Below are 13,568 nucleotides of genomic sequence, written 5' to 3'. Positions count from 1 at the left end.
GGAAAAGCGAGCGGGGGCAAGGGTTCTCGCCGAAGCCGTTGCGGAGTGGGAAGCGGCGACCGAACCGGCGTCGGCGGCGGGGCTCCGCGTGGTCCGGGGCCGCGCCGGAGCGGCTGCAGTACCCGCTGTTCGCCGCCGGGCTGGGCGGCCCGCTCGGCACGGGACGGCAGTGGATGCCGTGGATCGGCATCGACGACCTCGCCGACGCCCACCTGCACGCACTGACCAGGTCCGTCCTTAATGGACCGGTCAACGCGGTGAGCCCGGAGCCGGTGCGCAACGCCGAATACACGCGGACGCCGGGTGGCGTGCTCGACCGGCGGACGCTGCCGCCGGGACACCGTCGAGCGGTCCCCGGCGGTCCCCGGTGGTTTAGACCACCATGAAGCTCGCCGAGAGCGTGGCCGCCGAGCTGGTGCCGACGTAGACCTCGATCTTCCCCGGCTCCACGCGGAACCGGGCCGTGTTGTCGTAGAACCCGACGTCGTCCGGGGTGAGGGTGAACGACACCGTCGTCGACGCGCCCGCGGCCAGGGTCACCCTGCGGAAGCCGCGCAGCCGCCGCACCGGCTGGACGATGGTGGCGACCGGGTCGCGCAGGTAGAGCTGGACGACTTCGTCGCCGTCCCGGCCTCCGGTGTTGGTGACGGTGGCGCTCACCTCGATGCGGCCGCCGCGGGCTGGCAGGCTCGTCCCCGACAGCCGCAGGCCGTCGACGCGGAACGTGGTGTAGGACAGGCCGTGGCCGAACTCGTAGAGCGGCCCGCTCGGCAGGTCCAGGTACTTGGACGTGTACTTGCTGGCCGGGTCGGCGGGGCGCCCGGTGTTCTCGTGGTTGTAGTACACCGGGATCTGGCCCACCGCGCGCGGGAAGCTCACCGGCAGCTTGCCGCCCGGGTTCACCACGCCGAACAGGACGTCCGCGATCGCGTGGCCGCCCTGCACGCCCGGCGCCCACGCCTCGAGGATGGCGGGCGCGTTCTCGTGCAGGTACGGGATGGTGAGCGGACGGCCGTTGACGAGCACGACCACGAAGGGTTTCCCGGTCTCCTTGATCGCGGCGACCAGCTGCTGCTGCACGCCGGGGAGGTCGATGGTGCTGCGCGCCGCCGCTTCGCCGCTCATCGCGGCCGTTTCGCCGACCACCACGACCGTCACGTCGGCGGCGCGCGCCGCCTGCTGGGCGGCGGCGAATCCGCCGGTGTCGGTCCCGTCTGCTGTGCAGCCGGGGGTGTAGCTGACGGCGGCGCCCGGTACCGCGGCCTTGATCCCGTCGACCACGGTCACCGGCGGCGTCGTCCCGGCGCCGGTGCCCAGGCCCGCCCAGGTGCCGTTGAGGTCGTAAGTCGCCGCGCCGAGCGGCCCGACGACGGCGACCGAGCCGACCGTCTTCGCCAGCGGCAGCACCGGCCCGTCGTTCTTGAGCAGGACCATGCACCGCGCGGCCACCTGCCGCGACGCGGCCAGCGCGGCCGGCGAAGGCGCTTTCACCTCGGTCGCTTCGTCGACGTACGGGCGCTCGAACAGGCCGAGCCGGAACTTGACGAGCAGGATCCGGCGGACGGCGTCGTCGATCTGGTCCCGGGTGATCCGGCGTTCGGCCAGCAGCCGCTCGGCGAAGCGGGCGTAATTCGTGCTCACCATCTCCATGTCGACACCGGCCGGGAGCGCGGCCGCCGCCGCGTCCGCGCCGTCGCCGGCCAGGCCGTGCAGGATCAGTTCCTCGATGCCGGTGTAGTCGCTGACGACGAACCCGCGGAAGCCGTAGGCGCCCTTGAGGACGTCGTGCAGGACGTAGCCGTTGCCGTGCGCCGGTACACCGCTGATGGTGTTGAAGCTCGCCATGACGGTCGCGACGCCCGCTTCGACGCTGGCCTTGAACGGCGGCAGATAGAGGTTGTGCAACCGCTGCAGCGAGACGTCCACGGTGTTGTAGTCACGCCCGCCTTCGGCACCGCCGTAGGCGACGAAGTGCTTGGCGCAGGCGGCCACCCGGTCCGGCGCGGAGTAGTCGTCCCCCTGGTAGCCGCGCACCTTGGCGACGGCGAACCGCGCCGCGAGGTAGGGGTCCTCGCCGTAGCCTTCGGCGATCCGGCCCCACCGCGGTTCGTGGGTGACGTCCATCATCGGGGCGTAGGTCCAGTGGATGCCGCTGCGGCGGGCTTCCCCGGCCGAGACGGCGGCGTCGGTGCCCGCGACGGCGGGGTCGAAGCTCGCGCCCTGGGCGAGCGGGATCGGGAAGTTGGTGGTGTACCCGTGGATGACGTCGAGGCCGAAGACGAGCGGGATCCCGAGCCGGGTCCGCTCGACGGCGATGCGTTGCAGCGCATTGAGTTTCGCGGCGCCGACCACGGAGAAGACGCCGCCGAGCCGTCCGGCCGCCAGCGCGGCGCGGGCGGTGGTTTCGTCGCCGACGAGCTGGAGCTGCCCGATCTTCTCGGCGAGGGTCATCTTGCCGAGCAGCGCCTCGACCCGCCGATCGCGTTCGGGCCGTCCGGCGGGCGCGGCCGCGGCGGCGGACGGGCCGGTCAACCCGGCGGAGGCGACCCCGCCGGCCAGGCCGGCGAGCACCAGCCGCCGGTTCACCCCGCCGGTGGCCGAAGATCCGGGACGTTCCTGCTGCGACATGGCGGGGACCCTTTCGCGAGGCGAAGAAACCGGCGGCGAACTCCTCTGGTCGGTCAGGCCTGCACAGCCTAGCCCCGCCGCGGGGAGAACACAGGTCTCCGTCGTTCCGGACGACGTTCGCCGCACGGGCCACAATGGACGGCGTGGCGCCGCCGAATCGGCGCGCGAACCATTCCGGAATGGTTCCCGATCGGCCGTCCCGGTCCGGCGGACTGCTATGATCTTCATTCGCAGCTGTCGGCGCCAGGGAGGGGGCGCGGTGCGAAAAATTCTGCATTTTCGTGTGCTGGGCCCGCTCGAGCTGGTCGTCGACGGGGCTGTCGTCCCGGTCAACGCGACGAAGCAGCGCGTCCTGCTGGCCATGCTGCTCCTGTCCGCCAACAGCCTGGTCAGCGCCGACGACCTGGTCGACCAGCTCTGGGACCAGGACCCGCCGCGGGGCGCCCGCGCCACCCTGCAGACCTACGTGCAGCGGCTGCGCCGGGTGATCGGCGAGGCCGACCGGATCAGCACGCTGACCGGGGGGTACCGCATCCGGGTCGAACCGGGCGAATTGGACGTGGACCGATTCCGGGAGCTGGTCGAGCGGGCCCGGCAGACCGGGGAACCCGCGCGGCGGCTGGAAATTCTGCGCGAAGCGCTTTCGCAGTGGCGTGGGGACGCCCTCGCCGACACGCCGTCGGATCTGCTGCGGACAATCCACGCGCCCCGGCTGGAACACGAAAAACTGGCCGCGCAGGAAGCCTTGTTCGACGCCGGGCTGCAGCTCGGGCGGCACCGCGAACTCGTCACCGAGCTCCAGGCCGCCGCCGGCGCCGCGCCGCTGCGGGAGCGGCTGCACGGTCAGCTGATGCTCGCGTTGTACCGGTCCGGCCAGCAGGCCGAAGCCTTCTCGGTGTACAACCGGATCAAGGCGGCGCTCGCCGGCGAACTCGGCGTCGATCCCGGTGCCGAGCTGCAGCGGGTGTACGAGCAGATCCTGATGCGGGAGCCGGCCGCCGAGGCGCCGGCGGTGCCGGGCGGCGGCACAGAAACCGCCACCGAGCTGGTGCCCCACGAACTGCCGGCCGACGTCCCCGACTTCGTCGGGCGCGACGATCTGCTGGAGCGGATCGAAGGCGTGCTGGCGTCGGCGTCGACCGCTCCGGTCGTGGTGATCACCGGCCTGCCGGGCGCGGGCAAGACGGCGCTCGCGGTCAAGGTGGCCCACGACCTGCGTGGCCGGTTCCCCGACGGACAGCTCCACGTCGACCTGCGCGGCCACGCGGCGGCGCCGGCGCTGACCCCGACCGAGGTGCTGGCCCGCTTCGCCATCGCGCTGGGCGCGGCGACCCGGCGGCTGCCGTCCGGCCAGGAAGAACTCGTGGCGCTCTTCCGCACCCTGCTCCGCGGCCGGAAAGTGCTGTTCGTGCTGGACAACGCCGCCGGTCCGGGCCAGGTGCGTCCGTTGCTGCCGAACGCGCCGGGGTGCGGGGTGATCGTGACCAGCCGCAACGACCTGCGCGGGCTGGTGGCCCTGCAGAGCGCGGCGCTGTTCCAGGTCGGCATGCTCGCCGGCGAGCCGTCGCTGACCCTGTTGACCAGCATGATGGGGGCCGACCGGGTCCGCGCGGAGCCGGCCGCCGCGCGCGAGCTGGCCGACCTGTGCGGGTTCCTGCCCCTCGCCCTGCGGATCGCGGCCGCGAACGTGGTCAGCAGGCCCGGCTGCTCGCTGGCCGAGTACGTCGACGAGTTGCGGCGCGGGAACCGCCTGACCTCGCTGGAGATCGAAGGCGACGAGGAAGCCACCGTCCGCACGGCGTTCCGGTTGTCCTACACGACGCTGGACCCGGTCACCGCGCGGGTGTTCCGGCTACTGGGACTCGTGCCCGGGCCCGACTGCCCGCCCGAGGCCGTCGAAGCGCTGACCGGGCTGCCGGACGGCGCCGCCCGGCTCGAGCAGCTGACGGCGGCGAACCTGGTCATGCGCCACCGGGGAGCGCGGTACCGGCTGCACGACCTGCTGCGCGTGTTCGCCGTGGAGCGGTGCGCCGAGGACGACCAGCCGGCGGCGCGGGACGCGGCGATGAGCCGGCTGCTCACGTTCTACCTGCGGCACACCGAATCGGCGGCGGAGCTGCTGTACCCGACCTACCTCTGGCTTCCCCGGCCGGAGGAGCTCGCCAGGGCGGAGCCGGGGGTCTTCGACGGTCCCGGCGAGGCGATCGCGTGGATGGACGCCGAGTGCCTCAACGTGCTGGCCGCCGTGACCCGCGCGGCGGAGGGTGACCACAGCCGGTTCGCCTGGTACCTGTCCGAAGCCGTGCGGCCGTACCTGGTGACGAGCGGCCGCTACCGGGAAGAGGGCATGCGCGCGTTCGCCGCGGCGCTGGCCGCCGCGGTGGCGTGCGGCGACGTCGCCGCGGCCGCGGCCATCCACTCCTGCATGGGCTCGCTCAGCTTCCGCCACGGAGACACCCAGGCCGCGTCACGCCACTTCACCGAGGAGCTCGCGGCCCACCGCGAGGCCGGCCACTTCGAGGGACAGGCTCGCGCCCTCATCGCGCTGGGCAACCTGGACCGCGATGTCGGGAAGGTCGACGACGGCGCGGCCCGGATCCGGGAAGGCCTGGCCCTGGCCACGAACTCGGCGAACCTGCCCCTGCAACGGTTCGGCTGGCTCGGGCTGAGCTACGCCGAGCTGCTGCGCGGAGACCTCGACGAGGCCGAAGCGGCCGCGCGGCGGGTGATCTCCTTCCGCGACCTCCTGGGCGAGCGGGCCACAGAAGGCAACGCCCGGGGCATCCTCGGCGAGATCCTGCTGCTGCGCGGCCGCTGCGGCGAGGCCGTCGAGCAGTTCACCCGGTCGCTGGAACTGCTCCGCCGTGGTTCGGTCGGGCACTTCGAGGCCGACGTGCTCGGCCACCTTTCCCGGGCCAACCGGGAGATCGGGGACCTGGTGGCCGCGCGCCGCAACGCCCGGCGGGCGCTGGAGATCGCCCGCGGCAACGCCGCCAGGGAGGACGAAGCGGAAGCGCTGGCCGCCCTCGGTGCCGTGTGCGCGCTCAGCGGCGACCTGGAGGAAGCCGGTCAGCTGTACCGTTCGGCGCTGGGCCTGTGCCGTCAGATCGGCTACCGCAACGGGGAAATCTCCGCCCTCGCCGGACAGGCGGAGGTCAGCCGCGCGACCGGCGACGTCCGGCTCGCCGTTTCGCTCGCCCGGAGAGCCGTGTCCCTGTGCGAAGAGACCGGCTTGCAGATCCTGGGCATGCGGGCGAAAGCGGTGCTGGCGCAGGCGGAGCTCGACGACGGCGACCTCCCGGCGGCGGAGCGGCTGGCCGGGTCGTCCCTGGCCGATGCCCGGCAGTTCGGCGCTCAGCTCGACCAGGCCCGCGCGCTGCGCGTCCTCGCGTCGGCCCGGCAGGTCGCCGGCGACCCGGCCGGCGCCGCCGAGTACGGCCGGCTCGCCGTCGAATGCCTCAACGGAACCGGTCTGCCGGACACGTCCGCACTGCGCCGGTCACTGGCCGACGTCGGCGGTGGCTGACCGCGGCCCGGTGCCGGCCCGCCTCCAGGCGAACCCGATCACCGCGGAGGTCACCAGGCCGAGCACGCCGGCCGCGGCGATCACCGCCGAAGGCGGGAACACCTCGGCGAGCAGGCCGTAGACCAGGATCGCGATCCCCTGGACCAGGCGCAGCAGCGCGAACACCAGCCCGGTCATCTGGCCGCGCATGGCTTCCGGGGTGGACTGGACCACGCCGGTCGTGACGGGCACCCAGAAGCACGTGGCGGCGCCGTTGACGAACCAGATGATCGCGTCGGCGAGGAAGCCGGGGTGCCAGGCGCAGACGATGAACGGTGCGGCCGACGTCGCCGCGAGCACGCCGAGCAAGCGCATCCGGGTTTCCGGGCGCACCCACCGCGCCAGCGCCCACACCCCGATGACCATGCCCGCCGAGCCGATGCCCATCAGGGCGCCCGCGGCGGCTTCGGTGCTGCCCGACTCGATCGCGTAGGGCGCGACGAGCGCGGTCGCGACCATGCAGATGCCGGGGATGACGGCGAAGGACATCAGCGTGCGCAGCCGCCGGTCGGCGCGGACCAGCCGGGTCCCCGCGGCCAGCGAGCCCCACCAGCGGCCGGCCTGCGGGCTACCCGATCCGGGCGCCGGGCGGGCCCGGACGCCGGTGCGGATCAGCAGCGCGGAACCCACGAAGGTCGCCGCGTTGACGTAGAGCGCGGTGCTCATGCCGAGTTGCTGGACGACCGCACCCGCACCGGTGAAACCGACGCCGACGGCCAGGTTGGCCAGCATCGTGTTGGCCGAGGTGCCGACCACGTACCGGTCGCCGGTGAGCACCAGGGCCAGCGTGGCCGTCTGCGCGCTGCGGAACGGCGAATCCAGCAGGCGCACCGCGAGGAGCAGGAGCCACACCACCGCGAGCGGCAGGCCGGACGTGGCCATCACGGCCACCAGCACGGCCCGCAGCAGGTCGGCGGTGACCATGACGGTCCGGCGGCTGAACCGGTCGGCGAAGCCGGACAGCAGCGCACCCCCGACCAGGTCGGGGAGGAACGTCAGGGCGTAGGTGACCGCCATGAGCCCGGTCGACTGGCTCGACGCGTAGACGCCGATGGTCACCGCGCCCCTGGCCAGGAAGTCGCCGGCGGTCGACAGGCCGAACCCGCAGAAGATGGCCCGGAACTCCGAGTTGGCGAAGACTTCGCGGAATGTGGTCACCGTGGCTCCCGCCCGGGGTGGGGGTCTACTCGCGCTCCGACACCGGCCGAGGTTCGGCGTAGGAGAGGAAGCCCGGCGTCGCGGTGTTGCGCGCCCCCGTGCCGGCGTCGGCGGACGGGGCCGAGAGGTCGGCCGGCGTGGTGAATTCGGCGTACGCCGCGAACAGCTCTTCGGAGTGCATGGACGTTACCTTTCGAAGGTTCGAGGTGCTGGTTGGTGATCTTCACCCTGCACGGGTCCGCGGGTGCGGACAACCGGCCAACGGACGTGATCTGCTTCACAGTTGCGGCGAGTTCGCATTCCGGAAGACGCCGGTCACGTCGATGGTGCCCTCGGCCAGGGAACGCGCCAGCGCGGCTTCGCGGCCGCCCGGGGCGAGCAGGGCGTCGGCGATGACCCGCGACCGGTGTTCCCCGAAACTGAGCCCGCGGTGTCCCGGCCTCGGGTCGGCGGGGTCCCAGGCCACGGCCACGCCGTCCGCGATCCGGTGTGCGTAGGCCGAGACCGCCCCGCCGAGCCCCGGCAGGCCGGACAGTGCCCGCACGATCCCGGGCGCGGCCGGCCACGCGCGCCGGCCGAGGTAGACGACCAGGGCGTCCCGGCGGGGGAGGTGCCGGCTGATCTTCGCGCGGTAGGGGATCCCCCGCTCTTCGAGCAGGACCAGGGCCGAGCGCCACGCGGCGGTCGCCGTTTCCGGCTCGACGAGGTGCAGGTAGAGCCGGAGGACGTGGTCACCGGGCTCGACCCCGTGCCCCGGCGAGCCGTCGACGAGAAAGAACCCCGGGGCGAGGTGCGGGCGGGCGCAGTCGATCCCGACCGTGGTGACCGCGCCGGCCACCGGGGCGCCGGCCGCGGAAGCGGGCACGCGGACCCGGATGCCGTCGAGCTCGACGACGAGCTCGTCCGGGGGCGCGAGCGCGCACACGCGGCCGCGGGCGTGGGTGAGCCGGTGCGGCACCGCGGCGGCCAGCCGGTCACCGAAACCGGGCGGCTCCGGGGTGTCGGCGGCCGCCCCGGCGTGGAACGTGTCGTACAGCGCCGCCGCGAGCTTCGTGCGCAGTTCGGCCGGCCCGGCCGCCTGCACGACCTGCCCGGCGACGACGGCCCGGTTCGCCCGGACGTCGACTTCGACGTCACGCAGGGTGCCGAGCACGGCCGAGATCGATCCGCCGTCCGCGGGGAAAAGCGCGGTCATGCCGTCAGGCCCACGGTGTCGGCGAACCGGCCGGGGTCGAGCACCAGGGCCCGGCCGATGCCGAGGGCGGCACGCTCGACCGGCCGCAGCCGGGACTGCCCCTCGGCCGCCGCGAGCACGCGGTCGAACTGGTGCCAGCCGGCGAAGGCCGCGGCTCGACGGCCGAGCCCGTCGTCCGGCTCCCGGCGGACTTCCCGGTAGGCCCGCCAGAACGACCGGACCAGCGGACGCACCTCGGCGAAGCGGGCGGCGCCTCTGGCCACGACGGCCTCGTGATCGGCGTCCGCACCGGCGATGTCCCATGTGCTGCGGTACAGCCATTCCCCGGCGAAGGCACCGATGTCCCGGGCCGGGTCCGCCAGCCTCAGCTCGTCCCAGTCGACGAGCCGGACGTCGCCGCCGCCGAGCACGAACTGGTCGAGCCGCAGATCGCAGTGCGCCGGTGTGCGCAGGGCGTCCGGGACGGCGCACAGCCGCTTCAGGGCCGCGACCAGTGCTTCGTCGCCCTGCAGCAGCCGCCACAACTCGAGTTCGGCGGCGCACGCGTTGCGGTACACCGCCAACGGCAGCGCGTCCAGTTCACCCAGCGGCGGAAGCCGTGGAGCCGAGACGTCGAGCCAGTGCGGGGAAGGCGCATCGTGCAACTCCGCCACCAGCCGCCCCAGCCGGCCGGCGGTCGCTTCGTCGAAATCGCCGTCGTCGGCGAGCTGACGGCCGTCCCGCGCGGGCGTGACGAGTTCGTAGACCAGCAAACCGGATTCCGCGTCCCAGCCGAGGCAGCGCGGGCGCGGAACGGGCATCCAGTCCGCCGATTCCAGGGCGATCAGCCTGCGGAACCTGCGGTCCGCCTCCGGCGTGCCCGGCTCGATTTGCTTGACGAACACCGCGGTGCCGGAAACGGTGCTTCCGGACCGATTCCGGTGTCGTCCGCCGTGCGTTCGCGGGGCGGCCGTCAGTGCGCCGAGACCCAGTTCCGTGAGCAGCGAATCGACAATCTTCCGCTCCGCGCAGTGTGCTGCGGCTGAATCGATTTCTGCCATCGGGGGCCATGTTAACCTCGGCCCGGGGGCAATGACAGGGGAGTCAAGGTGCGGGAGACGCGCGTCGACGCTCACGGCGTTCCGGTGCTTTCCTATTTTCTGCGGGAGAACGCGGGGCGGCCGTGGGCGGACCGGGTGGAAGTCCTGGGGGCGGGTGCCGCGGACGTGGCCCTGCGCGAAATGTCCGGCTGGGCGGCGACCGGGCCGCGGGCGCTCGCCGACGAACTGGTGGCGCGCGGGGCACGGCTGATCCGCTCGACCCACCGCATGACCTGTGACCTGTCCGCGCTGCGGCAGCGGGGAGACTGGGCGACCCTGGCACCGCTGCCGCCGCTGGTGTTCGAGCCGTTCGCCCGGCACGTCGACGACCTGGTCCCGGCGTGGCGGGCCGCGTACCCGCCGGGGCACCCCGACTACCGGCACGAATACGAAGACGCCGTCGTGCTGCGGGACCGGTTCGCGGCCCTGGTGGACGGCACCGCGTACGGGCCGTTGTCGCCGCTGTCCGCCGTCCTCACCGACGGCGGAGCGGTGGTGGCCGGGCTGCTGCTCAACGACGTCCCGGGTGAGGTGCCCTGGGGTGGTCTCCTGATCACCGACTTGTTCCGGCACCCGGCGTACCCCCGGGCCGGGACGATCCTGCTCCGGCGCACGCTCGCGCGGGCGGCCGCGGCGGGGCTCGGCGTGGTCGGCCTGGTCGTCACCGACGGCAACCCGGCTCGCCGCCTCTACGAGCGGCACGGGTTCGAGGTCTTCGAGAGCCCGGTGACCGTCCGGATCCCCTGAAACCACGGCTGACCTGCGCAGACGTCCCGCGTCTGCGAAACGTCTGCCGCGTGCGCGAGGCTTTCGGCGTCCGAAGGGGGAGGAGGACGGCCGCCGCCCGGAAGCGTCCCGACGCCGACCGGCGGCGGCCGTCCTGGCCTGCTCCCCACCGGGACACAGGGGAGGGGATGGATGGTGGCGGACCTGCTCGCCGGACGAGCCGGGCTTTCCGAGTCGCCGGTGAAGGTGCCGATCGCCCGGCTGGTCGCTGCGGATTCCCCGCGCGTCCACGGCGAACAGGTGGACCACACCAGGATGCTCGCCGCGGTGGAAACGCCGCTGCCGCCGATCGTCGTCCACCGGCCGACGATGACGGTCATCGACGGGATCCACCGCCTGCGGGCGGCGGCGCTGCGCGGCGACGACACCGTCGACGTGCTGTTCTTCACCGGCGCGGACGCCGATGCCTTCGTCCTCGCCGTCGAGCTCAACCACGCCCACGGGCTGCCGCTGTCGACCGCCGACCGCAAGATCGCGGCCGCCCGGATCGTCGACTCGCACCCGACGTGGTCCGACCGGCGGATCGCGGCGGTCACCGGCCTGGCGGCCGGCACGGTCGCGACGATCCGCGCGTGTTCGACTGAGCGGATCGGGCAGTCGAACGTCCGGGTGGGCCGCGACGGCCGGATCCGGCCGGTCGACGGCGCCGAGGCGCGCCGGCGGGCCGCCGACCTGATGGCCGCCAACCCGGAGGCGTCGTTGCGCTCGATCGCCAAGGTGGCGCACATTTCGCCGTCGACGGCGAAGGACGTGCGGGCCAGGCTCGCCCGTGGCGAGTCACCGGTGACGCCACGGCAGCGCAGCCGGGACGTCGCGGCCGCGTCGGCGGTCGCCGGACCGCGCCCGGTCGCCGGCCCCGGCAAGGACAGTGTTCGCGACGCCAACGCCGCCGAATTCGTCGCGCTGCTCGCCAGCGATCCCTCCCTGCGGTTCAGCGAAGCCGGGCGGGTGCTGCTGCGGCTGATCGGGTGTGCCGCGATCGACAACGGCCAATGGGACGAAATGGTCCACCGGGTGCCCCTGCACCAACGGGAAAGGGTCGTCCGGCTGGCGCGTGAATGCGCATCCGCGTGGCGGGGTTTCGCGGAGCGGCTCGAACGACGGGACGACGAAAGCGCCGCGTCGGGCTGACTGGTGGCTGGGGAAACATCGTCGACCGGAACGGAATGCACGTGATCGACAACGGCAAGTCCAGCGTGGGCGAACGGCAGCGAACCGCCGCTCCGCAGCGCTATTCCGAAGAATTGCTGACCTTTTTGCGTTCGGGCTGGGCCGAGCGGTCCGAGCGCACGCCGGTGCCGATCGAGCAGTCAGCTTGCACGGCGAAACGACGGCAGGCGCTGTCCGCGGCCTTCCCCGGCGAGCGGCTGGTCATCCCGGCCGGAACGGCCAAAACCCGGGTGAACGACGTCAAGTTCGGCTTCCGGCCGTCGAGTGAGTACGTCTACCTCACCGGCGACCGGACCGAAGGCGCGGTGCTGGTCCTCGAGCCGACCCCGGCCGGTGGCCACGACGAGCGGCTCTACCTGCAGCCGGGCACGAGCCCGGACAGCCGGGAGTTCTGGGCGCCGGGCCACGGTGAGCTGGAGGGCGGCCGGCGCCGCTCACTGGCGGAAGCCGCGGGCGAACTCGGCGTCGCGACCGGGGACATCGGCCGGCTCGCCGCCGATCTGCGGGAAGCCGTGGCGGCCCGCCCGGAAGTGCCGAGCCGGATGCTGCGCGGGCACGACGTCGTGCCCGACGCACTGCTGGCCGAGCTCGAACCGGACCGGCTCGCAGCCCGCGAGGGCGGCGAACCGACCGCGGCCGAGGCGCGCGACCGCGAGCTGAAGGCGCACCTCGCCGGGGCCCGGCTGGTGAAGGACGCGTGGGAGATCGAGCAGGTGCGCCGGGCGTGCGCGTCGACCATGCGTGGTTTCGACGACGTCGTGGCCGAGCTGGACCAGGCGATCGCGGTCGGCGAGCGGTGGGTGGAGGGCACGTTCTGGCGCCGCGCCCGCGCGGACGGGAACGACGTCGGCTACAGCTCCGTCTGCGCGGCGGGTGCGCACGCGTGTTCCCTGCACTGGGTGCGCAACGACGGGCCGCTGCGACCCGGCGAGCTGCTGCTCCTGGACGCCGGTGTGGAGACCGACACCTTCTACACCGCGGACGTCACGCGGACCTTCCCGATCTCGGGCACGTTCACCGCGATCCAGCGGAAGGTCTACAACGCGGTCCACGACGCGCTGGAGGCCGCGATCGCGGCCGTCGAACCGGGCGCCCGGTTCCGCGCCTACCACGAGGCCGCCGAGCGCACCCTCGCCGAGCGGCTCGTGGCGTGGGGCCTGCTCGACGGACCGGTCGACCGCGTTCTCGAACGGGGCCTGAGCCGCCGGTACACGCTGCACGGCGCCGGGCACATGCTCGGCCTCGACGTCCACGACTGCTCGGGTGCCCCGCGCGCGGATTACGTCGACGGGGTGCTCGAACCGGGAATGGTGCTCACCGTCGAACCCGGGCTGTACTTCCAGCCCGGCGACTTGACCGTCCCGGCGGAATACCGCGGTATCGGTGTCCGGATCGAGGACGACGTCCTGGTCACCGAAGAAGGCAGCGAAAATCTGACGGCCGCGCTTCCGTGCGGTGCCGGAGAAGTCGAAAATTGGGTGCGTTCGCGGCGCCGGGGAAATTGACGGTCCGCTCCGGCCGAAAGTAAGATAATCACGCAATCACCGGTAAATCAGAGGAGGTTTCAGCGTGACCGAAGCACTGGAAATTTCGCGCAGCTCCGTGGGATCCGGAAGGGCGGTCGTGACCATCGACGCGCTCATCGGGCGGCTCAGCTACGACGAGGAGTTCGCGAAAAACCTGGCGACTTCCCCGCGTGAGACGCTGGAAGAGGCCGGTCTCTCCTTCGACAAGGAAGAGATCGACTTCATGATGCAGACGGATCCCCAGCGGTTCGACGCCGCCTGCGAGGCGCTGTTCAACCTCGTGGACGGCAATTTCCTCTACTCGATCACGATGCCGTCCTGCGACACCTGATCGAGGTTTTCCGGCGCCGCGGACAGCATTGATCCGCGGGCCGGGTAGGTCGCCTGGCGTTCCTCGCCGTGTTTTTCTCTTCCCCGCATTCGCCGACACGGCGAGGAATGCCGCGCGAATCCGGCACGAC

General features: G+C 72.8%; 11 protein-coding genes. 6 read left to right on the top strand and 5 right to left on the bottom strand.

Annotation, left to right across the window (positions count from 1 at the left end):
- Nucleotides 1-38 precede the first annotated feature (38 nt).
- Complete coding sequence (locus IE317_RS15895; protein ID WP_191310711.1) at nucleotides 39-386, top strand: hypothetical protein; 348 nt, start codon at nucleotides 39-41, stop codon at nucleotides 384-386.
- Here IE317_RS15895 and IE317_RS15890 read toward each other — a convergent pair.
- Nucleotides 373-2,628: a glycoside hydrolase family 3 N-terminal domain-containing protein gene (locus IE317_RS15890; RefSeq protein WP_229902724.1), complete on the bottom strand. Its 2,256-nt coding sequence runs from the start codon at nucleotides 2,626-2,628 to the stop codon at nucleotides 373-375. The genes IE317_RS15895 and IE317_RS15890 overlap by 14 nt on opposite strands.
- 259 nt (nucleotides 2,629-2,887) lie before the next feature.
- On the opposite strand from IE317_RS15890, the gene IE317_RS15885 reads away from it, so the two are divergent.
- Nucleotides 2,888-6,154: an AfsR/SARP family transcriptional regulator gene (locus IE317_RS15885; RefSeq protein WP_191310709.1), complete on the top strand. Its 3,267-nt coding sequence runs from the start codon at nucleotides 2,888-2,890 to the stop codon at nucleotides 6,152-6,154.
- Here IE317_RS15885 and IE317_RS15880 read toward each other — a convergent pair.
- The 4 genes from IE317_RS15880 to lxmK form a co-directional block, all read right to left on the bottom strand.
- A complete protein-coding gene (locus IE317_RS15880; RefSeq protein ID WP_191310707.1) occupies nucleotides 6,128-7,351 on the bottom strand; it encodes an MFS transporter in 1,224 nt (407 codons plus the stop codon). The genes IE317_RS15885 and IE317_RS15880 overlap by 27 nt on opposite strands.
- 25 nt (nucleotides 7,352-7,376) lie before the next feature.
- A complete protein-coding gene (locus IE317_RS15875; protein ID WP_191310705.1) occupies nucleotides 7,377-7,532 on the bottom strand; it encodes a hypothetical protein in 156 nt (51 codons plus the stop codon).
- Between the two features lie 96 nt (nucleotides 7,533-7,628).
- Nucleotides 7,629-8,546: a T3SS effector HopA1 family protein gene (locus tag IE317_RS15870; RefSeq protein WP_191310703.1), complete on the bottom strand. Its 918-nt coding sequence runs from the start codon at nucleotides 8,544-8,546 to the stop codon at nucleotides 7,629-7,631.
- Complete coding sequence (gene lxmK / locus IE317_RS15865; RefSeq protein ID WP_191310701.1) at nucleotides 8,543-9,586, bottom strand: class V lanthionine synthetase subunit LxmK; 1,044 nt, start codon at nucleotides 9,584-9,586, stop codon at nucleotides 8,543-8,545. The genes IE317_RS15870 and lxmK overlap by 4 nt, the downstream gene beginning before the upstream one ends.
- 84 nt (nucleotides 9,587-9,670) lie before the next feature.
- Here lxmK and IE317_RS15860 point away from each other — a divergent pair, with 84 nt between their 5' ends.
- The 4 genes from IE317_RS15860 (at nucleotide 9,671) to IE317_RS15845 (ending at nucleotide 13,438) form a co-directional block, all read left to right on the top strand.
- Nucleotides 9,671-10,372, top strand: coding sequence for a GNAT family N-acetyltransferase (locus IE317_RS15860; protein WP_191310699.1), 702 nt, complete (start codon nucleotides 9,671-9,673; stop codon nucleotides 10,370-10,372).
- Nucleotides 10,373-10,543: 171 nt separating this feature from the next.
- A complete protein-coding gene (locus IE317_RS15855) occupies nucleotides 10,544-11,542 on the top strand; it encodes a ParB/RepB/Spo0J family partition protein (RefSeq protein WP_191310697.1) in 999 nt (332 codons plus the stop codon).
- 35 nt (nucleotides 11,543-11,577) lie between these two features.
- Entirely contained in the window at nucleotides 11,578-13,086 is a 1,509-nt protein-coding gene (locus IE317_RS15850) for an aminopeptidase P family protein (RefSeq protein WP_191310695.1), read from the top strand.
- A 64-nt stretch (nucleotides 13,087-13,150) separates the two neighbouring features.
- Complete coding sequence (locus IE317_RS15845; RefSeq protein ID WP_191310693.1) at nucleotides 13,151-13,438, top strand: Os1348 family NHLP clan protein; 288 nt, start codon at nucleotides 13,151-13,153, stop codon at nucleotides 13,436-13,438.
- Nucleotides 13,439-13,568: the final 130 nt, after the last annotated feature.

It is taken from the genome of Amycolatopsis bullii (assembly GCF_014654205.1).
In the GTDB taxonomy this organism is placed as follows: Bacteria; Actinomycetota; Actinomycetes; order Mycobacteriales; family Pseudonocardiaceae; genus Amycolatopsis; species Amycolatopsis plumensis.
Note: the sequence above shows the minus strand (reverse complement) of the source record. Positions and strands in the feature narration are given on the sequence as shown.

Excerpts from the sequence above, each read along its gene's own strand:
- IE317_RS15890 (WP_229902724.1), bottom strand. The coding sequence starts at position 2,628 with ATGTCGCAGCAGGAACGTCCCGGATCTTCGGCCACCGGCGGGGTGAAC.
- IE317_RS15875 (WP_191310705.1), bottom strand. The coding sequence starts at position 7,532 with ATGCACTCCGAAGAGCTGTTCGCGGCGTACGCCGAATTCACCACGCCG.
- IE317_RS15870 (WP_191310703.1), bottom strand. The coding sequence starts at position 8,546 with ATGACCGCGCTTTTCCCCGCGGACGGCGGATCGATCTCGGCCGTGCTC.
- lxmK (WP_191310701.1), bottom strand. The coding sequence starts at position 9,586 with ATGGCAGAAATCGATTCAGCCGCAGCACACTGCGCGGAGCGGAAGATT.
- IE317_RS15855 (WP_191310697.1), top strand. The coding sequence starts at position 10,544 with ATGGTGGCGGACCTGCTCGCCGGACGAGCCGGGCTTTCCGAGTCGCCG.
- IE317_RS15850 (WP_191310695.1), top strand. The coding sequence starts at position 11,578 with ATGCACGTGATCGACAACGGCAAGTCCAGCGTGGGCGAACGGCAGCGA.